Origin of the sequence: Burkholderia sp. AU17457, assembly GCF_002223255.1 — a bacterium.
Lineage (GTDB): Bacteria > Pseudomonadota > Gammaproteobacteria > Burkholderiales > Burkholderiaceae > Burkholderia > Burkholderia sola.
Genome location: NZ_NKFB01000003.1, coordinates 743,693 through 766,870 on the forward strand (window position 1 = coordinate 743,693; position 23,178 = coordinate 766,870).

The 23,178-nt window shown below is 68.0% G+C and carries 20 protein-coding genes and 1 riboswitch; of the genes, 10 read left to right on the forward strand and 10 right to left on the reverse strand.

Going from position 1 to position 23,178, the window contains the following annotated elements:
• Positions 1–59: 59 nt before the first annotated feature.
• The 3 genes from CFB49_RS05955 to thiC all read right to left on the reverse strand — a co-directional run bounded on the left by CFB49_RS05955 (position 60) and on the right by thiC (position 2,910).
• On the reverse strand, positions 60–314 hold the full coding sequence (locus CFB49_RS05955; protein ID WP_089490885.1) for a hypothetical protein: 255 nt from the start codon (positions 312–314) through the stop codon (positions 60–62).
• Between the two features lie 219 nt (positions 315–533).
• Positions 534–746, reverse strand: a complete 213-nt coding sequence (locus tag CFB49_RS05960) for a glycine zipper 2TM domain-containing protein (protein ID WP_011545020.1) — start codon at positions 744–746, stop codon at positions 534–536.
• 232 nt (positions 747–978) lie between these two features.
• Positions 979–2,910 carry a phosphomethylpyrimidine synthase ThiC gene (gene thiC / locus CFB49_RS05965; protein ID WP_060965798.1) on the reverse strand — a complete coding sequence of 644 codons (1,932 nt, stop codon included), beginning with the start codon at positions 2,908–2,910 and terminating at the stop codon, positions 979–981.
• A gap of 124 nt (positions 2,911–3,034) precedes the next feature.
• Positions 3,035–3,151: riboswitch (TPP riboswitch) on the reverse strand.
• Positions 3,152–3,421: 270 nt separating this feature from the next.
• Here thiC and CFB49_RS05970 point away from each other — a divergent pair.
• From CFB49_RS05970 to CFB49_RS05990, 5 genes are all read left to right on the forward strand, one after another.
• Positions 3,422–3,679: a pentapeptide MXKDX repeat protein gene (locus CFB49_RS05970; protein ID WP_089490886.1), complete on the forward strand. Its 258-nt coding sequence runs from the start codon at positions 3,422–3,424 to the stop codon at positions 3,677–3,679.
• A 76-nt stretch (positions 3,680–3,755) separates the two neighbouring features.
• On the forward strand, positions 3,756–4,388 hold the full coding sequence (locus tag CFB49_RS05975; RefSeq protein WP_069617056.1) for a cytochrome b/b6 domain-containing protein: 633 nt from the start codon (positions 3,756–3,758) through the stop codon (positions 4,386–4,388).
• Between the two features lie 27 nt (positions 4,389–4,415).
• Positions 4,416–5,204: a molybdopterin-dependent oxidoreductase gene (locus tag CFB49_RS05980; RefSeq protein WP_089490887.1), complete on the forward strand. Its 789-nt coding sequence runs from the start codon at positions 4,416–4,418 to the stop codon at positions 5,202–5,204.
• Between the two features lie 523 nt (positions 5,205–5,727).
• A complete protein-coding gene (locus CFB49_RS05985) occupies positions 5,728–7,347 on the forward strand; it encodes an RICIN domain-containing protein (protein WP_256975952.1) in 1,620 nt (539 codons plus the stop codon).
• A 292-nt stretch (positions 7,348–7,639) separates the two neighbouring features.
• Complete coding sequence (locus tag CFB49_RS05990; RefSeq protein ID WP_089490888.1) at positions 7,640–8,815, forward strand: EamA family transporter; 1,176 nt, start codon at positions 7,640–7,642, stop codon at positions 8,813–8,815.
• 21 nt (positions 8,816–8,836) lie between these two features.
• Here CFB49_RS05990 and CFB49_RS05995 read toward each other — a convergent pair whose 3' ends face one another.
• The 7 genes from CFB49_RS05995 to CFB49_RS06025 all read right to left on the reverse strand — a co-directional run bounded on the left by CFB49_RS05995 (position 8,837) and on the right by CFB49_RS06025 (position 16,060).
• Positions 8,837–10,036, reverse strand: coding sequence for an MFS transporter (locus tag CFB49_RS05995; protein WP_089490889.1), 1,200 nt, complete (start codon positions 10,034–10,036; stop codon positions 8,837–8,839).
• 181 nt (positions 10,037–10,217) lie between these two features.
• Positions 10,218–11,042, reverse strand: coding sequence for a phosphodiesterase (locus CFB49_RS06000; protein ID WP_089434785.1), 825 nt, complete (start codon positions 11,040–11,042; stop codon positions 10,218–10,220).
• An 83-nt stretch (positions 11,043–11,125) separates the two neighbouring features.
• On the reverse strand, positions 11,126–12,157 hold the full coding sequence (locus tag CFB49_RS06005) for an ABC transporter ATP-binding protein (RefSeq protein WP_089490890.1): 1,032 nt from the start codon (positions 12,155–12,157) through the stop codon (positions 11,126–11,128).
• Positions 12,158–12,170: 13 nt separating this feature from the next.
• Positions 12,171–13,079 carry an ABC transporter permease gene (locus tag CFB49_RS06010; protein WP_089490891.1) on the reverse strand — a complete coding sequence of 303 codons (909 nt, stop codon included), beginning with the start codon at positions 13,077–13,079 and terminating at the stop codon, positions 12,171–12,173.
• Between the two features lie 10 nt (positions 13,080–13,089).
• On the reverse strand, positions 13,090–13,914 hold the full coding sequence (locus tag CFB49_RS06015; protein WP_089434788.1) for an ABC transporter permease: 825 nt from the start codon (positions 13,912–13,914) through the stop codon (positions 13,090–13,092).
• 17 nt (positions 13,915–13,931) lie between these two features.
• Positions 13,932–14,960 carry an ABC transporter substrate-binding protein gene (locus CFB49_RS06020; RefSeq protein WP_089434789.1) on the reverse strand — a complete coding sequence of 343 codons (1,029 nt, stop codon included), beginning with the start codon at positions 14,958–14,960 and terminating at the stop codon, positions 13,932–13,934.
• A 74-nt stretch (positions 14,961–15,034) separates the two neighbouring features.
• Entirely contained in the window at positions 15,035–16,060 is a 1,026-nt protein-coding gene (locus tag CFB49_RS06025) for a LacI family DNA-binding transcriptional regulator (RefSeq protein ID WP_089490892.1), read from the reverse strand.
• 906 nt (positions 16,061–16,966) lie between these two features.
• On the opposite strand from CFB49_RS06025, the gene CFB49_RS06040 reads away from it, so the two are divergent.
• The 5 genes from CFB49_RS06040 to lpdA all read left to right on the forward strand — a co-directional run bounded on the left by CFB49_RS06040 (position 16,967) and on the right by lpdA (position 22,990).
• Complete coding sequence (locus CFB49_RS06040; protein WP_089490893.1) at positions 16,967–17,593, forward strand: flavin reductase family protein; 627 nt, start codon at positions 16,967–16,969, stop codon at positions 17,591–17,593.
• A 410-nt stretch (positions 17,594–18,003) separates the two neighbouring features.
• Complete coding sequence (locus CFB49_RS06045; protein WP_089490894.1) at positions 18,004–19,236, forward strand: 3-methyl-2-oxobutanoate dehydrogenase (2-methylpropanoyl-transferring) subunit alpha; 1,233 nt, start codon at positions 18,004–18,006, stop codon at positions 19,234–19,236.
• A 2-nt stretch (positions 19,237–19,238) separates the two neighbouring features.
• On the forward strand, positions 19,239–20,279 hold the full coding sequence (locus tag CFB49_RS06050) for an alpha-ketoacid dehydrogenase subunit beta (RefSeq protein ID WP_089490895.1): 1,041 nt from the start codon (positions 19,239–19,241) through the stop codon (positions 20,277–20,279).
• Between the two features lies 1 nt (position 20,280).
• Positions 20,281–21,594 (forward strand): dihydrolipoamide acetyltransferase family protein, encoded by a 1,314-nt coding sequence (locus tag CFB49_RS06055; protein ID WP_089490896.1) that lies wholly within the window; start codon positions 20,281–20,283, stop codon positions 21,592–21,594.
• 4 nt (positions 21,595–21,598) lie between these two features.
• The gene (lpdA, locus tag CFB49_RS06060; RefSeq protein WP_089490897.1) at positions 21,599–22,990 is read left to right on the forward strand and encodes a dihydrolipoyl dehydrogenase; all 1,392 of its coding nucleotides are present in this window, start codon (positions 21,599–21,601) and stop codon (positions 22,988–22,990) included.
• Positions 22,991–23,178: the final 188 nt, after the last annotated feature.

Sequence of the window (23,178 nt, forward strand, 5' to 3'; positions counted from 1 at the left end):
TTCCGCCGGTTTGCCGCCGGGCGGCGGACGCCGAGCGCGTGCGGCGCGGCCGGGCAGAATCAGTGATGACGCCAGCCGCCGCGTCCGCCGAAGCCGAAATTGAGCGACAGCGCCGGGCCCCAATAACCGCCCCACGCGGGCGCATACGCAGGCGCCGGATAGTAGTACGCGGGAGCGGGATCGACATACACGGGCGCGGGCTGCGCCGGTACCGGCGCAGCCGTGTAATAGCCCGCCGGGATATAGCCGTACGGGTAGTAGCAGCCCGCAAGCGTCGTGCAGGCAAGCGCCGCGGCGACGAAGGTCCTGTTCATGATGTGTCTCCGGCGGAGCCGGCTATCGGCAGATGCTTGTAGCTTAGGCCGAGTACCGATGACACGGCATGAAAAACGGTAACCGATCATTTCCGGGCGGAGCGGCCGCGCCGGTTGCGGCAGGACATACGAAAACGGCGCTTCCGCACCGCGGAAACGCCGTTGGACCGCCCGGCCCGCGGCTGGGCGACGATGCCCAACCGGCCGGTGTCGGCTGGCTTACTTGCCGACCTGGTTACCGATGATGCCGCCGGCCGCCGCGCCGCCCAGCGTCGACAGCGCATTGCCCCCGATCGCCGCGCCGGCCACGCCGCCGACACCCGCTCCGATTGCCGTATCGCGCTGGCGTCGCGACATCGAATCGCAGGCCGACAGGCTGGCCACTGTCGCGACGAGGAGCGCGCATACCCCAAAACGCCGAATCGAATTCATGATCGTTGTCCTTGTGGTAGTGAACGGAAGGCGCACGACCGGCTGGCGGCCGTGCATGTCCCCAATCTACGCGCCGTCCCGCGCTGCTGCTGTAAGGACTTGTTAAGGCTCGCGCGGTTTCGTAATCAATTGTTTCGCATCGGCCGGCAGGCACACGGCATGCGCAAAAAAGCCCGCTCGAAAGCGGGCTTCGCACATCGCGATACGAGCCGGCGCGGCCCGCTGCGCGCGCTTACTGACGATGGTAGATCTCGGCGCCCGTCTTCACGAACTCGACCGCCTTGACCTCCATCCCTTTCTTCAGCGCCTCGGTTTCCGACACGCCTTGCTGCGCCGCGAACTCGCGCACGTCCTGCGTGATCTTCATCGAGCAGAAATGCGGGCCGCACATCGAGCAGAAGTGCGCCACCTTCGCCGAATCCTTCGGCAGCGTCTCGTCGTGGAATTCGCGCGCCTTGTCCGGGTCGAGACCGATATTGAACTGGTCCTCCCAGCGGAACTCGAAGCGCGCCTTCGACAGCGCGTTGTCGCGCACCTGCGCGCCCGGGTGGCCCTTGGCCAGATCGGCCGCGTGCGCGGCGAGCTTGTACGTGATGATCCCTTCCTTCACGTCGTCCTTGTTCGGCAGGCCGAGGTGTTCCTTCGGCGTCACGTAGCACAGCATCGCGGTGCCGAACCAGCCGATCATCGCGGCGCCGATGCCCGACGTGATGTGGTCGTAACCCGGCGCGATGTCGGTGGTCAGCGGGCCGAGCGTATAGAACGGCGCTTCCTTGCACCAGTCGAGCTGGAGATCCATGTTCTCCTTGATCAACTGCATCGGCACGTGGCCGGGGCCTTCGATCATCACCTGCACGTCGTGCTTCCACGCGATCTGCGTGAGTTCGCCGAGCGTCTTCAGTTCGCCGAGCTGCGCTTCGTCGTTCGCGTCGTAGATCGAGCCGGGACGCAGGCCGTCGCCGAGCGAGAAGCTCACGTCGTACGCCTTCATGATCTCGCAGATCTCTTCGAAGTGTTCGTACAGGAAGCTTTCCTTGTGATGCGCGAGGCACCACTTCGCCATGATCGAGCCGCCGCGCGACACGATGCCCGTCATCCGGTTCGCGGTGAGCGGCACGTACTGCAGGCGCACGCCCGCGTGGATCGTGAAATAGTCGACGCCTTGTTCGGCCTGTTCGATCAGCGTGTCGCGGAAGATTTCCCAGGTCAGGTCCTCGGCCTTGCCGTTGACCTTTTCGAGCGCCTGGTAGATCGGCACCGTGCCGATCGGCACCGGGCTGTTGCGGATGATCCACTCGCGCGTTTCATGGATGTGCTTGCCGGTCGACAGGTCCATCACCGTGTCGCCGCCCCAGCGGATCGCCCACGTCATCTTGTCGACTTCCTCGCCGATCGACGACGTGACGGCCGAGTTGCCGATGTTCGCGTTGATCTTCACGAGGAAGTTGCGGCCGATGATCATCGGCTCGGATTCCGGGTGGTTGATGTTGGCGGGGATGATCGCACGGCCGCGCGCGACTTCGTCGCGCACGAATTCCGGCGTGATCTCGGCCAGCGCGTTCGCGCCGAAGGCCGCGGCGCCGAACGCCTGGCCCGGGTGCTGGCGGCCCATCATCGCGGCGAGCTTCGCGCCGTTCGGGCCGCTCGACTTCAGGCTCTCGATGTATTCGGCGCGGCGCTGGTTCTCGCGGATCGCGATGTATTCCATTTCCGGCGTGATGATGCCCTGACGCGCGTAGTGCATCTGCGTGACGTTCTTGCCGGGCTGCGCGCGGCGCGGGTTGCGGTGCAGGCCCGGGAAGCGCAGGTCGGCCGTGGCCGGGTCGGCCGCGCGCTCGAGGCCGTACTGGCTCGACAGGCCGGGGAGCACCTCGGTGTCGCCGCGCGCTTCGATCCAGCGCTGGCGCAGTGCGGGCAGGCCCGCGCGGATGTCGATCTTCGCGTCCGGATCGGTGTAGGGGCCCGACGTGTCGTACACGTAGATCGGCGGATTCTTCTCGCCGCCGAAGCCGGTCGGGGTGTCGGCCTGCGTGATCTCGCGCATCGGCACGCGGATGTCGGGCTGCGAGCCGGTTACATAAACCTTTCGCGAATTGGGCAGCGGCGCGACGGCGGCGGCGTCGACATGGGCGTCGGCAGACAGAAACTTCGGATTGGCGTTCATGCAATCTCCTGTGCGGGCGCCGGACAGGCGCGTCGGCGCTTGCCCGGAGCCCTTGACGAATGTGGGGCTCGAGCTAAGCAGGAGACGAGGCTTGGTGAGGCGGCGGATTTCGTCAGAAGGATGGCGGCGAAATCCGTACGCTTCCCTGCGCTGGCATTATCCAGATCAGGTTCAAAGGGTATTTCTCACCCGCAATGCCGGTTGTTTGACCGAACGCATTGCAGGACCCCCGCGTTAGCAAGGGCACACGATACACCGGCTTGGCGGTGGTTTCAACCGGGTGCGAAGCCGACGTCGGCGGGCAGCGGGGGGCGCGGACGCCGACGCGCATTGCGGTGCGCCGCAGCAGGCGCTGCCGTCTGTCCGCCGTGTCGCCAGGGACAGAAGCGGCGGGCGGTGCAGCATTTCCGTCCGTTGTTTCCTGCTTCGAAAAAAATTTTCGACATCGCTGTCATTTCCTGCGGCGTCCTCCGTCTATTCGGCTCCCAAACCCATGTATCGGAGAGATGTCATGAAAAACGTATTCCTTGCCGCCTGTGTCGCCGCACTCGCCACGATCGCAACGGGCGCCCATGCGCAGAACGACGCGATGTCGAAGGACGGCATGTCGATGTCGAAAGACGCGATGGGCCACGACGCGATGGCGAAGGACGGCGCGATGAAGAAGGACGGCATGAAGAAGCATGAGATGAAGAAGGATGCGATGGGCCACGACGCGATGAAGAAGGGCGACGCGATGAAGAAGGACGCCATGAGCCCGTCGAACTGACGAATGCGTGCGGGGCGCGGGCGGCCGGTCATCGGCGCGCGTCGCGTCCCGTCGCACCATTGCGGGAGTCATCATCATGCAAACGGTTCCTGTCACGGATCGCACGAGCGCGCCGCCGCCCGCACCGACGATCCATCCGCGGTGGGTGCGCGCGAGCCACTGGCTCAACGCGCTCGCGGCGATCCTGATGGCGCTGTCCGGCTGGCGCATCTACGACGCGTCGCCGATCTATCCGTCGTTCACGTTCGCGCACGGCATCACGCTCGGCGGCTGGCTCGGCGGCGCGCTGCAATGGCATTTCGCGGCGATGTGGTTGCTGGTCGGCAACGGGCTGTTCTATCTCGCGATGTCGATCGCGACGGGGCGCTTCGCACGCAAGCTGCTGCCCGTGACGCCCGCGTCGGTGTGGCGCGACGTGCGCGCCGCGCTCGGCGGGCGGCTGTCGCACGACGACCTGAGCGTCTACAACGCGGTGCAGCGTGCCGCGTACCTGACCGCGATCGTCGATCTCGTCGTCCTGGTGCTGTCGGGGCTCACGATCTGGAAATCGGTGCAATTTCCGCTGCTGCGCGAGCTGTTCGGCGGTTACGACAACGCGCGCATCGTGCACTTCTGGGCGATGGCGCTGCTGGTCGCATTCGTTGCCGTCCACGTCGCGATGGCGTTGCTGGTGCCGCGCTCGCTGCTCGCGATGCTGCGCGGCCGCTGACCCGCTTGGCGGGCGAAGGAAATCATCATGTCGGAATCCGAAAAAATCCGCGGCGAGCCGCGCTGGACGCTCGACCGGAAATCGCTCGAACTCGACGTGCGCCGCGAACTCGAGATGCCGTCGCGACGGCTGTTCAATCGGCGCGTGCTGACGCTCGGCGGCCTCGCGATGCTGACCGGCTGCACGCTGCAGGACGACGCGTCGGTCAACACGTTCCTCGAGAAAGTGTCGCGCATGAACGATCGCGTGCAGGCGTGGCTGTTCAACCCGAACCAGCTCGCGCCGACCTATACCGAAGCCGACATCACGCGGCCGTTTCCGTTCAACGCGTATTACGGGATCGACGAAGTACGGCACGTCGACGAGTCGACCTACCGCCTCGTGCTGTCCGGCCGTGTAACGGGCAAGCGCGTGTGGACGCTCGACGAGCTTCGCGCGCTGCCGCACGCCGAGCAGATCACGCGACACATCTGTGTGGAAGGGTGGAGTGCGATCGGCCGCTGGGGCGGCACGCCGTTCGGCGCATTCCTCGCGCGCGCCGGCGCGGACACGCGGGCGAAATACGTCGGCTTCAAGTGCGCCGACGACTACTACGAAAGCATCGACATGCCGACCGCGCTGCATCCGCAGACGCTGCTCGCATTCGAGTACGATGGTCACCCACTGCCGCCCGAGTACGGTTTCCCGATGAAGCTGCGGATGCCGACCAAGCTCGGCTACAAGAACCCGAAGCACATCATGGAAATCTTCGTGACCGATACGTTCCCCGGCGGCTACTGGGTCGATCAGGGCTACAACTGGTTCGGCGGATCGTAGGCGTCGCGCACGCGGGCCGCTTGCTCGCCAGGACGACCGGTCGGCGCTACCGGGCAGGCATCGAGAATCGGCGATTCAAGGCGGGCGCCGATGATGCCTGCCGTGCGGCCGCTCTACGCTCGTGACAGCTCACGCGATTGCCGTGGCTTTGCGCGGGAATACCGAAACGAGGTTCGTACATATTTACGAATTTCGTACATGTCTCATTGTCCGCGAAGTGCCTTGAATCTAGCATTGGCCTTCCGCGGTCGCGACGCGTTCGCACCAGCCGCCTGTGCCGTGCTCATTGCCGCGGCATTCTCCATTTCTTTATGCACTGCGAATCGAAGCCCGGGCCGGCGTGCCCGGGCTGGTCGGTTCGCGCGCGGATTCCCTGTCCAATAATGGGTCATCGAACATGAGTCTTGTCGTATTTCGGCGTGGGTGGTCGTTCAGTTTGCTTTGCGTGGTCGCGAGTGTGACGTTGTCGGCGTGCGGAGGGGGGGATTCCGACTCGCCCGCCGTGGTCGCGCAGGAAAAGGAAGTGCCGCAGGAGCAAGAGGTCGTTGCGGATACCGTCGCGGTATCCGACGAGCCGGGAGCGCCTCCGGATCCGGTGTACCCGCAGTCGCCGGAGCCGCCGCCGGTACCTCATCCGCCGGAGAAGGAAGCGCCGCCTGCGCCGAAACCGCCCGAGAAGGAAGAACCGTCGCCGCCCGATCCGCCCGCACCGGTCGACACGAGCCTCGCCATCAGGAACCACGCAGCCGGTGAGAACCTTTGCCTGTCCGTTTCGACAAGCAACGGCACGGATGTCGGGTTCGACGCGTGTTCGGGAGCCGACGCGCAGCGCTGGCGGATGGTGCAGGCCGGCAACGGCTATTTCAGGGTGAAGAACGTGCTCGCCGAATCGCAGGGCCGGGGCGTCTGCCTGCGCGCGGCCCCGTCGAACCCGGGCACGGTCAACATGTGGCCGTGCGACGGCACGGACTATCCGACGACGCGGATGTGGCGCGCGGACGTCGACATGAGCGGCTCGTTCACGATGCGCAACAAGCACTGGTCGGATGTCGGCAGGGGCGCGTCGCTGCAAGCGACGGACCGCACGCTCGCCATGCTGCCGGCCGCCGAACAGCCAGCCGCATACTGGACCTACGATGGCGAATTGCCGTCGCCGATGCGAATCGTGACGGGCGATCGCCGGGTGCTGCTGATGTCCGCGCACTTCACGGGCCAGACGGCGAATCCTGCCGAGCCGATTCGCAAGGCCGTGTTTGGTGACGGCGCGAGTTACGGTTCGCTCGCGCACTATGTCGGATTGGCGTCGCGCGGCAAGCTGACGCTCGGCGGCAGGATGCTGGAGGACGTCGATCTCGGCGCATTCCCGGCCGGCTGCAATTCGGGCGCCATCCTCGAGCGGGCGAGGGCCGCCGCGCGGGTGCGAGGCGTCGATCCCGGCGCGTTCGACTACCTGTTCGTCGATTTCCCGTACTCGAGCGAATGCAAGTTCGCCGGACTGGCGGCGCGGCCGGGGCAATGGATTCTGTCGAACGGCTCGGGCCACGCGTACTGGATGTGGGCGCACGAATTCGGTCACGGGCTGGGCGCGGGGCATCCCGATTCGCTGCGTAATTGCCCGATCGAGGGCGGCGCCGTCATGCTCGGCGGCGGCTGCGCGAAGGGCGGCATCGACGATCCGGCCGATACGGTGGGCGGTGGCGGCCGGCGCATGTATCCCGTCGATTACCAGCTGTTCGCGGGGTGGCTTGACGAGGCCGACGTGCCGCTGCTCGTCAAGCCGGGCACGTACCGCCTCGCGCCGCTCTGGAGTGCACTGCCGGGCAAGCAGGGCTATCGCCTGCCGCGCGGCGACGGCTCCTACCTGCTGCTCGAATTTCGTCGCCCGCGGGGGGCGAAGGGCACGTACGAGGACTGGCCCGACACGTCGCCATTCGTCAATGGCGTGGCCGTGCGGATCGTCCGCTATCCGGGCAGCGGTATTCAGAACACGCTCGTCGATGCGACGCCGGGCAGCAAGGACGGCATGAAGGACGCGCCGTTGATGCCGGGCAAGTCGCTCGTCGACACGGTGTCCGGGCGGCGCATCACCGTGCAGTCGGCCGACGATGGCGGCGCGGTGGTGCAGGTCGAGATGGTTCGTTAGCCGAGCGCCGTGCCGGCCCCGGTGTCGCGCCGAAACGTCAGTCGACAAGCTTTCAGGCAGGGCGCCCGCTTCCTTTCGAATCCTTGATGCCATAATGCCAGGCGTGCGCAGCCGCAGCGGTTGCGCACTTTTTTCCTCTGCCGCCGGTCCCGCCGGTTTACTTCGTCGCCGTTCGCACTGTCATGTCGTTCCGCACGCTTGCCCCCGCTGTCCTGGCCCCGTCCGGGCCATTTGCCGGTTGTCCCGGCGTCTTTAAGCGGGGCACGCGGCGCGCCGCGCGGGCAGGCTGACGATGGGCCCGCTCGATCGATTTCTCGATTTCTTCGCCCGCCATCCGCTGCGCCTGCCGCAAAGCCGCGGCGGCCGCGTGGCGCTGGCCCTCGTCTTCATCTATTTCGTCTGGGGTTCGACCTACAGCGGGCTGCATTTCGCGCTGCAGTCGTTCCCGCCGCTGCTGCTGTCGGGGCTGCGCAACCTGCTCGGCGGGATCGGCCTGTTCATCTTCGCGCTGCGGCGCAAGCCCGAACGGCCGACGCTGCTGGAAATCCGCAACTCGGCGATCGTCGGCACGATGCTCGTCGCGCTGTCGTCCGGCACGATCGCGCTCGGCATGCGCACGGTCAGCAGCGGGTCGGCCGCGGTGATGGTCGCCACGGTGCCGCTGTTCGCGACCGTGATCGCGGCGGTCGCCGGGCGGCCGGTGACGAAGGGCGAATGGGCGGCCGTCGCGCTCGGGATGGTCGGCATCGTCGTGCTGAATTCGGGCGGTTCGGCCGCCTCGAACTCGGCGCTCGGCACGATTTGCGTGCTGGCCGGCGCGCTATTCTGGGCGGGCGGCGCGCATCTCGCGACGCGGCTCAAGCTGCCGTCCGACCTGTTCCTGTCGACGTCGCTGCAGATCGGCCTCGGCGGCCTGATGTCGACGATCGTCGCGTGGCTGCTCGGCGAACGCGTCGAACAGCTGGCAGTCGGGCCGGTGTTCGCGTTCGTGTACCTGATGGTGTTCTGCACGATGGCCGCGTACGTCGCGTACGGCTACCTGATCCGCCACACGAGCCCGATCATCGCAAGCAGCTGCATGTACGTGAACCCGATCGTCGCGGTCGCGCTCGGTGCGCTGCTGCTGGGCGAGCCGGTGACGATGGCGACGGTCGTCGCGACCGTCGCGATCCTCGGCAGCGTCGGGTTGTCGTTCGTGTTCGATCCGGCGCGCCGGCCGGCCGCCGCCGCCGCGGCTGCCAGTTCGCCGGCCGTGGCGGCCGAGCAGGCGGTGACGGCGGACGCTTCTGCTGTCGCCGAGCCGATCGCCACGCCGGATGCGACGCCCATCCTCGCGCCGTCCGCTGTCCCGCTCGCGGTGCCGACGCCCGCGGCGGTGATGGATCCCGCCGCGGTGATCGACCCGGCCCCGGCGTTCGCGCCGCCGCCCGCCACCGCCGAGACGGCCGCCTCGCGCACCGACGCGTGACGCAGCGGCGGCCGGCCGCGCTCAGCCGCGCCGGCCGCCGCGATGGTGGGACCAGCCGGCGAGCGCGGTAAACAGCAGGCCGGCCGCGCACATGCCGGTCCAGCCGAACGCGCGCCATGCGGCGACGCCGACCGACGAGCCGAGCGCGCCACCGATGAAATAGCACACCATGTACACCGTGTTCACGCGGCTGCGCGCCTCCGGCTTCAGCGCATAGATGCGCGACTGGTTCGAGATCTGCGCGGCCTGTACGCCCACGTCGAGCACGATCACGCCGATCACGAGCCCGACGAGGCTCGAACCCGACAACGCGAAGATCACGAACGACAGCGCGAGCAGCGCGATCGCGAGCGAGATGACTGCGCGCGGGCCGCGTGTGTCCGCGGAGCGGCCCGCATACGGTGCGGCGAGCGCACCCGCGGCTCCGACGATCCCGAACAGGCCGGCTGCCTGCGGGCCGAGATGGAACGGCGCGCCGGCGAGCAGCAGCGTGAGCACCGGCCAGAACGCGCTGAACGCCGCGAACAGCGCGGCGCCCGTCAGCGATGCCTCGCGCAGCCCGCGCAGTTCGGCGGCCAGATGCCACATCGAGCCGAGCAGCTTGCCGTACGACAACGTCGACGTCGGCGAGCTGCGCGGCAGCCGCAGCACGATCACGACGGCGAGCGCGACGAGCGCCGCGACCGAGGCGGCGAACACCGCGCGCCAGCCGAAATACTCGGCGACGAAGCCGGCGGCGGTACGCGCGAGCAGGATGCCGAGCAGCAGGCCGCTCATCACGGTGCCGACCGCGTGGCCGCGTTCGGCCGGCGGCGCGATTTCGGCGGCGAACGGCACGGCCTGCTGCGCGATGGTCGCGAGGATGCCGATCGCGAGGCTCGCGAACGCGAGTACGACGAGCGACGGCGCGGCGGCCGCCGCGATCAGCGCGATCGACAGCCCGGCGATCTGCAGCAGGATCAGCCCGCGGCGATCGAAGCGGTCGCCGAGCGGCGCGAGCAGGAACATGCCGGCCGCATAGCCGAGCTGCGTCGCGGTCGGTACCACGCCGATCCATGACGCGCCGTCCGGAAAGGACGCGCGGAAGCTGTCGAGCAACGGCTGGTTGTAGTAGATGTTCGCGACCGATACACCCGCGATCGTCGCGAGCAGCAACAGCAGGCTGCGCGAATAGTGGGGCGAGGGGGCGTCGGTCGGACGGTCGGTGGAGGCGGTGGACATGGCGGCGGCAACGGAGTGGGCGGCGCGGCAGGCGGCGCACGCATCGGGTGCGCAGTCAGGCCGGGCGCCGGTCGAGGCTGCCGATCATACCGGAGCGACGCGAATCCTGCCGGCGGCATAACCGGCATAACCGGCATAACCGGCATAACCGGCCGCCCGCCACGGTACGCGCTTTACGTCGTCAGTCGACCAGCTCGCCCGTCGGCTCGTAAAACGGATACGGTCCCGCGCCTTCGTCCACATAGACGTGATGCGACATCATCCCCGTATCGGGTGCATGACGATGAACCGCGAACGCCGGCGGTTCGAGCCGAAACGCGGACGGCCCATCAACTCGCAAGTCGAATGCGACCTGGTGCGCGGGCGATGGCACCGCGCACGCGAGCGTGCCGCCGAAGCGTGTGAACATCGTGCGGTGCACGTGACCGCAGAGCACGCGCTCGACGTTCGGATGGCCGCGCAGCAGCGCATCGAGTTTCGCTGCGGCGGCGGGCGCGAGACGCAGCTTGTCCATGTGCCCGATGCCAGACGCAAACGGCGGGTGATGCAGCGCGACGATCACCGGCCGGTCGCGCGCGGCGTCGAGTTGCGCGGCGAGCCACGCGAGCCGGGCGTCGCACAGGTCGCCGTGACTCGCGCCCGGCACCTGCGAATCGAGCGCGAGCACGCGCACCGCGCCGACGTCGAGCGCGTACTGCACGAATTCGCCGTCCTGCAGCTCGGCACGATCGCCGAACGCGCGGCGCAAACCGGCGCGGTCGTCGTGATTGCCGATCATCAGGTAATACGGAATCTCGAGCGCGTCGAGCAGCCCGCGCAGGTTGCCGTACTCTTCGTCGTGGCCGAAGTCGGTCAGGTCGCCGGTGACGAGCACGGCGTCGGGGCGCGGCACGAGGGCGTTCAGTTTCTCGACGCAGCGCGCGAGTGCGGCCGCCGTGTCGACGCGCCGGTACGCGAGCTGGCCCGGCCGCTTGATGTGGAGATCGCTGATTTGAGCAAGCAGCATCGTCGTTCCTCGGAATCGTCGGGTTGTTGTCGCGGCGGCGTGCGCCGCGTGGGGTGCTGCCTGGATGATGCCGGATCGACGGCTTACGCGCCGAGCGCGATCAGGCCTTCCGGCGCGATCGTGAGGCCGACCGCCGTGCCGCGTGCGAGCGCGATGCGGCCCGGCACGTCGATCACGAGCGCGTCGGGCGCCGCATGCTCGATCGTGAGCCGCGTGCGTTCGCCGAGGAACGCGCACGCGCCGACCGCGCCGCGCAGCGGCGCATGCGCGGGATCGGCGAGCTGCGCATCCTCGGGGCGGAAGAACCACTCGTCGGCCGCATGCGGCGTAACGATCGCGCCGCCGGTCGTTGCGAGCGCGCCGTCGCGCCACCGGCCCGCCAGCCGGTTCAGCGTGCCGATGAACTGCGCGACCGTGCGGTTCGCGGGCTGGTAGTAGATCTCGCGCGGCGTGCCGATCTGCTCGATGCGGCCCGCGCCCATCACGACGATCCGGTCGCCGAGCTCCATCGCTTCGGCCTGGTCGTGCGTCACGTAGACGGTCGTCACGCCGAGCTCGCGCAGCAGCGCGTTCATGTCGCGGCGCAGCACGTCGCGCAGCTTCGCGTCGAGCGCGGTCAGCGGTTCGTCGAGCAGCAGCACGCGCGGCCGCACCGCGAGCGCGCGCGCCAGCGCGACACGCTGGCGCTGGCCGCCCGACAGTTGGTCGACCGGTTTGTCCGCATGTGCGTCGAGCCGCATCATCGCGAGCAGTTCGTCGACGCGTTCGCGCAGCGCACGCGGTTCGGTCTTGCGGATCTTCAGCCCGTAGCCGACGTTGCCGCGCACCGTCAGGTTCGGAAACAGCGCGTAGTTCTGGAACACCATGCCGACTTGCCGGCGCTCGATCGGCAGTGCGGTGACGTCGTCGTCGCCGAACGCGATCGTGCCGCCGGCGTCCGGCGTGTCGAGGCCCGCGATCAGGCGCAGCGTGGTGGTCTTGCCGCAGCCCGACGGCCCGAGCAGCACGAGCGTTTCGCCGGCGCCGATCGACAGGTCGAGCGGTTCGAGCACGCGTGTGCCGCGGAACGTCTTCGCGCAGCCGGTCAGGGTAATGGGAGTGGAATCGAGTTTCATGTCTGCGAAAATTTCAGCGCGGGCGCTTTTTGAGCGCGCGCGTACCGGACGGATCGACGCCAAGCCACTGCATCGCGACGAGCAGCGGCAGCGTCATCAGCAGGAACAGGATCGTGTACGCGCTGCCGACTTCGAGGCGCAGCGATGCATAGGTATCGGCGAGCCCGACCGGCAGCGTCTTGGTGTCGGGTGTATGCAGCATCCACGTGAGGTTGAACTCGCCGATCGACAGCGTGAGCACCGCGAGCGCACCGGCGACGATGCCCGGCCGCAGGTTCGGCAGCACGATCGTGACGAAGCGCGTGACGAACGACGCGCCGAGGCTCGCCGCGCCTTCCTCGAGCGTGCGCAGGTCGGCGCCGGCCGCAACCGCTGCGACCGCGCGCACCATGAACGGCAGCGTGAACACGACGTGGCCGACGACGATGAACCACAGGCTCATCCGGAACGCGGTGAAGCCGCCGTACACGACCAGCAGCGCGAGCGCCGAAGCCAGCCCCGGCAGCGCGACCGGCAGCACGAGCGCTTCTTCGATCGCACGCGCGATGCGGCTCTTGCTGCGCGCGAGCGCATAGCCGGCCGGCACGCCGACGACGAGCACGATCGCGAGCGTCGCGAACGCGACGTAGAGCGACAGCGCGACCGAGCCGTGATACTGCTGCCACACCTGTTCGAGCCAGCGCAGCGTGAGGCCGCTCGACAGGCCGCGGAAATAGTTGACGGTCAACCCCGCGAGCACCGACATCACGACGGGCACGATCAGGAACGCGCACAGCAGCAGCGTGACGCCCCATTGGAGCGCGGCGATCGCCCGCGCGCCGGCGACGCGCGGCGCATGCCGGGCGGCGCGTGCCGGGTGCAACGGAGCTGGAGCTGGAGCGGGTGCCGGCGACGGCGCGGAAGAGCCGGAAAGCGATTGCATGCGTAAATCCTCAGGCCGCGGCGGCGGCGGTGTGACCGGTGAAGCGGCGCGCGAGCGCGAGCACGGCCCAGGTGACGATGCCGAGCACGATCGACAGGCCGGCCGCCGTCGCGATGTTCGCGTTCAGCGTGAACTCGGTATAGATCGTCATCGGCAGCACGTTCAGGTCGGTGGCGAGCGTGAACGCTGTGCCGAACGCGCCCATGGCGGTCGCGAAGCAGATCGCGCCGGCCGCGATCAGGCCCGGCGCGAGCGCGGGCAATACGATGTCGACGAAGATCCGCCACGGCGACGCGCCGAGCGAACGCGCGGCTTCCTCGAGCGACGCGTCGAGCTTCGACGCGGCCGCGATCACGGTGACGATCACGCGCGGAATCGAGAAGTACAGGTAGCCGATGAACAGGCCGGCCACCGAATACGCGAACACGAATTTGTCGCCGGTGAGCTTCGCCGACAGCATGCCGATCAGCCCCTGGCGTCCGGCGAGCATGATCACCATGAAGCCGACGACGACACCCGGGAACGCGAGCGGAAACGTCAGCAGCGCGAGCAGCACGCGCTTGCCGGCGAATTCGCGGCGCGCGAGCAGGAGGCCCGAGATCGTCGACAGCGCGAGCGTCGCGAGCGTGACGCCCGCGGACAGCGCAACCGTCTCGCCGAGGCTCTTCATGTAGCGCGCATTGCCGAGCAGCGCCGTGTAGTGCGAGAAGAAGGCGCCGTCGGCGGATACCTGCACGAGCGAAGCCATCGGCAGCAGCCAGAACGCGGCGAATACCGCCAGCGCCGGCGCGACGAGCGCGATGCGCCAGCGCAGCGGAAAAGTCAGGTCGAGCATCGGTTGCGTCCCGCGGCTTACTGCATGATCTGCAGGTACTGCTGGCCGAACGCCTGCTGGCCGGCCGCCATCTTGCCGAAGTCGACCGGCTTCGCCCGCGCGTATTCGCTCGCCGGCAGGAACTTCGCGGCGATGTCGGCGCCGAGCGTCTGCGCGCGTACCGGGCGCAGGTAGGCGTTGGCCCACAGTTTCTGGCCTTCGTCGGACAGCACGAAGTCGAGCACCTTCTTGCCGTTCGCATCGTGCGGCGCGCCTTTCACGAGGCTCATCACGTACGGCACCGCGATCGTGCCTTCCTTCGGAATCACGAACTCGACGTTCGCGTTGTCCTTGTATTTCGCGCGATACGCATCGAAGTCGTAGTCGAGCAGGATCGGAATCTCGCCGGACAGCACGCGCGCATAGGCCGTCTGCTTCGGCACGATCGGCGCGTTCGCCTTCAGCTTGCGGAACCAGTCGAGGCCCGGCTTGAAGTTGTCGAGGCTGCCGCCGAGCGCCTGGTTGACGGCGACCGCGCCCGCGTAGCCGACGAACGCGCTCGACGGATCGAGATAGCCGACCATGCCCTTGTATTCGGGCTTCAGCAGGTCGGCCCACGAACGCGGCACCGGCTTGCCGTCGAGCGCGTCCTTGTTCACGAAGAAGCCGAGCGTGCCCGAGTGGATCGCGAACCAGTAGCCTTGCGGGTCCTTCAGGTTCGCGGGGATGTCGTTCCAGTGCGCGGGCTTGTACGGCGCGATCACGCCCTTGTCCTTCGCCTGGAACGCCGACGACACGCCGAGGTAGACGACGTCGGCCACCGGGCTCTTCTGCTCGGCGATCAGCTGCGCGATCGCCTGGCCGGAGTTCTTGTTGTCGGACGGCACGCGGATGCCGGTCTTCTGCTTGATCGCGGCGATCTGCGCGGCCCAGTCGGCCCATTCGGGCGGGCAGTTGTAGCAGATCGCCGTTTCGTCGGCATGGGCTGCGGGGGCGCCGGCGACGAGCGCGGCAAGGGCGAGCGGCGCGGCAAGCGCGCGCAGCAGCGAGGTCAGGCGAAAGGACACGGTGAATCTCCGGGCGAGTAGGGTGGCGCTGGGGTGGTGTGGTGATCGGTGTGCGTGGCGCGCGTGTGTTGCGATCAGGCCTTGCGCAGGTGCAGGTCGGTGGCCGGCGGTGCGATCGTCGCGCCGTCGCGCACCGCATGCGGCAGGATCATCGACGTGCGGTCGATCGCGGCGCCGTCGATGCATTCGACGAGACGCTGCCACGCGTGGCGGCCGATGTCGCGGTTCGGCGTCGCGACGCTCGCGAGCGGCGGCGCAAGCAGCTCGCCGATCGCGATTCCGTCGAAGCCGAGCACCGACAGGTCGTCGGGAATCGAGAAACCCGCGCGGCGCAGGCCGCGCATCACGACCATCGCGAGCAGGTCGTTGCTGCAGAAGAGGGCGGTCGGGCGCGTGGCGTGCGCGGTCAGATGCGCGAGCACCGCATCGGGCAGCTCGGGTGCGTTGAAGTCGACTTCGACGGGCGGCAGCGGCGCCACGCCGGCTTCCTCCAGCGCCTGCGCATAACCGAGATGACGCTGGCGCGCCCGGTCCGACGCGGCGAGCGAGCCGGCCAGCATCAGCACGCGGCGATGGCCGTGCGCGGTCAACCGTTGCACGCCGTCATACGCGGCAACGCGGTTGTCGACCGACACCGACGGACGGCGCTGCGTGTCGTTGTGCATCAGCACGTAATGCGGGCCGTCGCGGTCGAGCATGTCGAGCAGCGGATGCGTGTCCGCATCGGCGACGGTGAGGATCAGCCCTTCGACGCGCTGCTCGCGCAGCGTCTCGATCGCATGACGCTCGCGCGCCGCGTCGTATTCGGTCGTCATCAGGATCAGCTTGAAACCGGCCGCGGTCGCGAGTTCGTCGATGCCTTGCAGACAGTCGGCGAACACGGGGTTCGACAGCGTCGGCACGACGACGCCGACGAGCCGCGTGCGCTCGCCGCGCAGTTGCCGGCCGAGCGGGCTCGGGCGGAACTGCAGCGTGTCGATGGCGGTGCGGATCGTCTGCAGCGTGGCGGGGCTGACGGTATGCGGCGCGTTGATCGCACGCGAAACGGTGGCGATCGAGAAGCCCGCGAGGGCGGCGACGTCCTTGATGGTCGAGGTCATGAAGTCATGCGATGTAAACGTTTTCGGCCGGGGAATTATCGAAAACGTTTGTGACTTCGCGATGACGCACGCGACGCTTGTTTCGCGAAAAGCACGACACAAATGTCAGACGGTTGAGGTCGTCGGACGACGCGCGGTCGATTGTATCGGGGCAGGTCGCGGCGCGGGACGAAATCGGCGGGCCGTGGGGTGTCGGTGCGGTATCGGCGTCGAACGCCGGGGAGCAAGCGACGCGATGACGGCCGGTATCGCGATGCGGCGCGGCGGAATAAGGGAACGCATGCGCAAGCAATGGTAGAATCGCGTCCGCCCTCTTGCCGGGGTGATGAAATTGGTAAACATAGCGGACTTAAACGATTGAGTGCCCGGTCGGAAACGGTCGGTGCAGAACCCTTCAAATTCGGCGAAACCCCTGATGTGTGCATCGAGGCAACGCCGAGCCAAGCCTCGCGGCATCCGCGAGGAAGGTGTAGAGACTAGACGGGGGGCGCCTAAGGCGCACGGGCAGCGGTCACGCCCGCGCGCGACGGTGAAGGCATAGTCCAGCGCACGAACGGCTCGCGCCCGCGACGCCGGCTTTGAAAGAAGCAGTGTGACGAAAATCCGCCGCCTTAACTGGCTTGCCGGTTCGAGTCCGGTCCCCGGCACCATCGATTGCGTTGATGCGACGCGATTCGATTCGACGAAGGCGTAAAAAACCCGCGAGAAATGCAGCGCTCGCGGGTTTTTTATTGGGCGCACGCACATGCAGCGGCACGCCCGCGCGGCTCGCGATGCGCTTCACTGCGCGGAAAACCGCGCCATGTGATACTGGCACGCACGTCGCACCGGACGCCTGCGTCGCCACGGCCGGCGCGTTCCGCTGACAGCCTTCCTCATCGTTTGCGTCTCGCAAGACCACCCGTCATGACCGACTCGACCCATCACTATTACGAACCGTCGCAAGGCCACGGCCTGCCGCACGACCCGTTGAACGCGATCATCGGCCCGCGCCCGATCGGCTGGATTTCATCCCGCGGCAGCGACGGCACGCTGAACCTCGCGCCGTACAGCTTCTTCAACGCGTTCAACTATCGGCCGCCGATCATCGGCTTTTCGAGCACCGCCGCGAAGGACAGCGTGCGCAACGTGCGGGAGACCGGCGAGTTCGTGTGGAACCTCGCGACGCGCGATCTGGCCGAACGGATGAACCAGACCTGCGCCGCCGTGCCGTACGACGTAAACGAGTTCGAACTCGGCGGCCTGACTGCGGTGCCGTCACGGCTCGTCGACGTGCCGCGTGTCGCGGAAAGCGGCGTGAACTTCGAATGCAAGGTGACCGACGTGATCCGGCTGCGCGATCATCACGGTGTCGAGACGCCGGCCACGCTGGTGCTGGGCGAGGTCGTCGCGGTTCATATCCGCCATGACTTGCTGAAGGACGGCATCTTCGACACGTTCGGCGCGGGCATCATTCTTCGCGCGGGCGGCCCGTCGGCCTATGTGCACGTGACGCCCGACAGCCGCTTCGACCTCTTCCGTCCCGACGCGTGATCGATCGCGCGTCGCAGCAGACAGGCAAACCACGCGCACAGGCACCCGCACCCGACGCAAGACCTCGCGAAGATCCAGGATTTCGCGGGGTCTTTGGCTTCGTACCCTCACACGATCGGGACACGCCGATCCGTTCGCGCCCCCGAGGCCCGCTCTTCGCCGGCCCGGCGACCCTGCACCGCAGCAAACCCGTCCCGCGCCCACTCCCCGCCGCACTCACGCGACGCCTCGATCGGCCATGGCAAATCTGCTCACGACGAACGAGCGGCTTGGGCATCGACGTGCGCCGCTGCCAGGCATAGATTTCCAAGGTTGATGCGCTTATCCGCGCGTCAGCTCGCGCGCGGGCCGGCAACCGGCCCCCGCGTTCCCAAACAGCGTGAGACACAATCGAGCGTGGAGACGACACGATGAGCCTGTCAGAGCCATTGCGTCTGCATGTGCCGGAGCCCACCGGGCGTCCGGGCTGCAAGACGGACTTTTCCTATCTGCATCTATCGCCGGCCGGCGCCGTCCGCCGCCCGCCGATCGACGTAGCCGCGGCGGACACCGCCAATCTCGCCCGCAGCCTCGTGCGCGTGCTCGACGACAGCGGCAAGGCCGTCGGCCCGTGGGCCCCCGATCTCGACGATGCGCGGCTGATCGCCGGGCTGCGCGCGATGCTCAAGACCCGCATTTTCGACGCGCGCATGATGATCGCGCAGCGCCAGAAGAAAATCTCCTTCTACATGTTGAGCCTCGGCGAGGAGGCGATCGGCACCGCGCACGCGATGGCGCTGCGCGATGGCGACATGTGCTTTCCGACCTACCGGCAGCAGAGCATCCTGATCGCGCGCGACGTGCCGCTCGAGCGGATGATTTGCCAGCTGATGTCGAACGAAGGCGATCCGCTGAAGGGGCGCCAGCTTCCGGTGATGTACTCGGACCGCGAAGCCGGCTTCTTCTCCATTTCCGGCAACCTCGCGACGCAGTTCATCCAGGCGGTCGGCTGGGCGATGGCGTCGGCGATCAAGGGCGACACGAAGATCGCGTCCGCGTGGATCGGCGACGGCGCGACGGCCGAAGCCGATTTCCATACCGCGCTGACGTTCGCGCACGTGTACCGCGCGCCGGTCGTGCTGAACGTGGTCAACAACCAGTGGGCGATCTCGACGTTCCAGGCGATCGCGGGCGGCGAGGGCACGACCTTCGCCGGGCGCGGCGTCGGCTGCGGGATCGCATCGCTGCGCGTCGACGGCAACGACTTCCTCGCGATCTACGCGGCGTCGAGCTGGGCGGCCGAACGCGCGCGCCGCAACCTCGGCCCGACGCTGATCGAGTGGGTGACCTACCGCGCGGGCGCGCATTCGACGTCGGACGATCCGACCAAGTACCGGCCGAGCGACGACTGGTCCCATTTCCCGCTCGGCGATCCGATCGAGCGCTTCAAGCGTCACCTGATCGTCAAGGGCATCTGGTCGGACAGCGCGCACGACGCATTGACGGCCGAGCTCGAGGCCGAGGTGATCGTCGCGCAGAAGGAAGCGGAGAAATACGGGACGCTGGCCGACGACCGGATTCCGTCGCCGGCCTCGATGTTCGACGACGTCTACAAGGAGCTGCCCGCGCACCTGCGCCGTCAGCGTCAGGAACTGGGAGCGTGATCATGGCGCAATACGAGACAGGGACGGCCACGCAGCCGATGACGATGATCCAGGCGCTGCGCTCCGCGATGGACGTGATGCTCGGGCGCGACAGCGATGTGGTCGTGTTCGGGCAGGACGTCGGCTATTTCGGCGGCGTGTTCCGCTGCACCGAAGGACTGCAGAACAAATACGGGAAATCGCGCGTGTTCGATGCGCCGATCTCCGAAGGCGGAATCGTCGGCGCGGCGGTCGGGATGGGCGCGTACGGACTGCGGCCCGTCTGCGAGATCCAGTTCGCCGACTATTTCTACCCGGCATCCGACCAGATCGTGTCGGAAGGCGCGCGGCTGCGCTATCGATCGGCCGGCCAGTTCACCGCGCCGATGACGATCCGGATGCCGTGCGGCGGCGGGATCTACGGGGGGCAGACGCACAGCCAGAGCCCGGAGGCGATGTTCACGCAGGTGTGCGGGCTGCGCACGGTGATGCCGTCGAATCCGTACGACGCGAAAGGGCTGCTGATCGCGTCGATCGAGAACGACGATCCGGTGATCTTCCTCGAACCGAAACGGCTGTACAACGGGCCGTTCGACGGCCATCACGAACGGCCCGTCACGTCGTGGCTCAAGCATCCGGCGAGCGCGGTGCCGGAAGGCTACTACACGGTGCCGCTCGATACGGCCGCCGTCGTGCGGCCCGGCAACGACGTGACCGTGCTCACCTACGGCACGACCGTGCACGTGTCGCTCGCCGCGGCGGAGGAGACGGGTATCGACGCGGAAGTGATCGACCTGCGCACGCTGTGGCCGCTCGATCTCGACACGGTCGTCGCGTCGGTGCGCAAGACCGGGCGCTGCGTCGTGGTGCACGAGGCGACGCGCACCTGCGGCTATGGCGCGGAGCTCGTGTCGCTGGTCCAGGAACACTGCTTCTACCACCTCGAAGCGCCGGTCGAGCGCACGACGGGCTGGGACACCCCGTATCCGCATGCGCAGGAATGGGCGTACTTTCCGGGGCCGACCCGGGTCGGTGAAGCGTTGCGACGCGTGATGGAGGCGTGAGATGGGGATTCATGTCATCAAGATGCCGGATATCGGCGAAGGGATCGCCGAGGTCGAGCTGGTGGCCTGGCATGTGGAAGTCGGGCAGACGATCAAGGAAGACCAGCCGCTCGCCGACGTGATGACCGACAAGGCGGCGGTCGAGATTCCGTCGCCGGTGACGGGCAAGGTGATCGAACTGGGCGGCCGGATCGGCGAGATGATGGCGGTCGGCAGCGAGCTGATTCGGCTGGAAGTCGAAGGCGACGGCAACCTGAAGGCCGCGGCACCGGTGCGGGAAACAAAGGTAGCAACCGCACCGGTCGCGGCGGCGACGCCGTCGAAGCCGGTGGCGGATGTGCCGGCCGAGCCTCCTGTGCAGCCCGCAGCGCCTCGCGCACCGGCAAAACCGCGCCGCGACGAACCGGCCGCGCAGCCGCGCGCGGCGCGCGCGCCGGGCGAACGGCCGCTCGCGTCGCCGGCCGTGCGTCAGCGCGCGTGGGACATGGGCATCGAGCTGCGCTACGTACGCGGCACCGGCGAGGCCGGCCGGATCCTGCACGCGGATCTCGATGCGTATGCAGGGTCCGGCGGCGGCACGGCGCGCGCATCGCAACCGCGCGGCTACGACGAACGCCACGACGAAACCGAAGTGCCGGTGATCGGCCTGCGGCGCGCGATCGCGCGCAAGATGCAGGAAGCGAAGCGCCGCATTCCGCACTTCAGCTACGTCGAGGAAATCGACGTGACCGAGCTCGAATCGTTGCGCACGGAACTGAACCGCCGCCACGGCGACACGCGCGGCAAGCTCACGCCGCTGCCGCTGCTGATCCGCGCGATGGTGATCGCGCTGCGCGACTTCCCGCAGATCAACGCGCGCTTCGACGACGAAGCGGGTGTGGTCACGCGCTACGGTGCGGTGCACATGGGCGTCGCGACGCAGACGGACGGCGGCCTCACGGTGCCCGTGCTGCGCCATGCGGAAGCGCGCGACGTGTGGTCGATCTCGGCGGAAATCGCGCGGCTCGCCGACGCGGTGCGCGCGAACCGTGCTCAGCGCGACGAGCTGAGCGGATCGACGATCACGATCTCGAGCCTCGGCGCGCTCGGCGGCATCGTGTCGACGCCGGTGATCAATCATCCGGAAGTGGGCATCGTCGGCGTGAACCGGATCGTCGAGCGGCCGATGATCCGCGACGGCGCGGTCGTCGCGCGCAAGATGATGAACCTGTCGTCGTCGTTCGATCATCGCGTCGTCGACGGCGCGGACGCGGCCGAATTCATCCAGGCCGTGCGCGCAGTGCTCGAACGCCCGGCATTGCTGTTCGTGGAGTGAGCCGATGAAGAACGAACACACCACACTGCTCGTCATCGGCGGCGGCCCGGGCGGCTACGTCGCCGCGATCCGCGCGGGCCAGCTCGGCATTCCGACGGTGCTCGTCGAGCGCGACCGGCTCGGCGGGACGTGCCTGAACATCGGCTGCATTCCGTCGAAGGCGCTGATCCACGTGGCCGACGCGTTCGAACAGGCGTGCGGCCATGCCGGTGAAGGGGCGCTCGGGATCCGCGTGCGCACGCCGGAGATCGACATCGCGAAAAGCGTCGCATGGAAGGACGGCATCGTCGACCGGCTGACGCGCGGCGTCGGCGCGCTGCTCAAGAAGAACGGCGTGCGCGTGCTGCACGGCGAAGCGCGCGTGGTCGACGGCAAGACCGTCGAGGTCGTCGGCGGCGGCCATACGGTGCGGATAGGTTGCGAGCACCTGTTGCTCGCGACCGGGTCCGAACCGGTCGAACTGCCATCGATGCCGTTCGGCGGGCACGTCGTGTCATCGACCGAAGCGCTGTCGCCCGCGACGCTGCCGAAGCGGCTCGTCGTCGTCGGGGCCGGCTACATCGGGCTCGAACTCGGGACCGTCTATCGGAAGCTCGGCGTCGACGTCAGCGTCGTCGAAGCGGCCGAGCGCGTGCTGCCTGCATACGATGCCGAACTCGTGCGGCCGGTTGCCGATTCGCTCGCGCGGCTCGGCGTGCGGCTGTGGCTCGGCCACAAGGTGCTCGGCCTGGACGCGCACGGCGCGGTGCGCGTGCAGGCGGCCGATGGCGCCGAACAGACGCTGCCGGCCGACCGCGTGCTGGTTGCCGTGGGCCGTCGGCCGCGCGTCGACGGGTTCGGGCTCGAGTCGCTGATGCTCGATCGCAACGGCCGCGCGCTGCGGATCGACGACACATGCCGGACCTCGATGCGCAACGTGTGGGCGATCGGCGACGTCGCGGGCGAGCCGATGCTCGCGCATCGCGCGATGGCGCAAGGCGAGATGGTGGCCGAGCTGATCGCCGGCCGGCGTCGCCAGTTCACGCCCGCGTCGATTCCGGCCGTGTGTTTCACCGATCCCGAAATCGTGACGGCCGGTTGGTCGCCGGACGATGCACACGCGGCCGGCGTCGATTGTCTGAGCGCGTCGTTCCCGTTCGCGGCGAACGGGCGGGCGATGACGTTGCAGGCGACCGACGGATTCGTGCGCGTCGTCGCGCGGCGCGACAATCATCTGATCGTCGGCTGGCAGGCGGTCGGGCGCGGGGTGTCGGAGCTGGCTGCGGCTTTCTCGCAGTCGCTCGAAATGGGTGCGCGGCTGGAGGACATCGGCGGCACGATCCACGCGCATCCGACGCTCGGCGAAGCGCTGCAGGAAGCGGCGTTGCGCGCACTCGGACACGCGCTGCATATCTGACGTAATCGCCTGACGGGGCGCCGCCGGTGCGTCACGCACGTATCGGCGGCGCTTGCGGCGTCTGATGGACTTCATGTTGTTTCAATCGGCATCCGCTCGCGCGGGATCGCGCCCGACAGCGCCGTAATTTTTCGAGACGAGTGGAGGGTTGTCGGCGTGGCGCCGGCCGACGATCATGTCGATAGCCG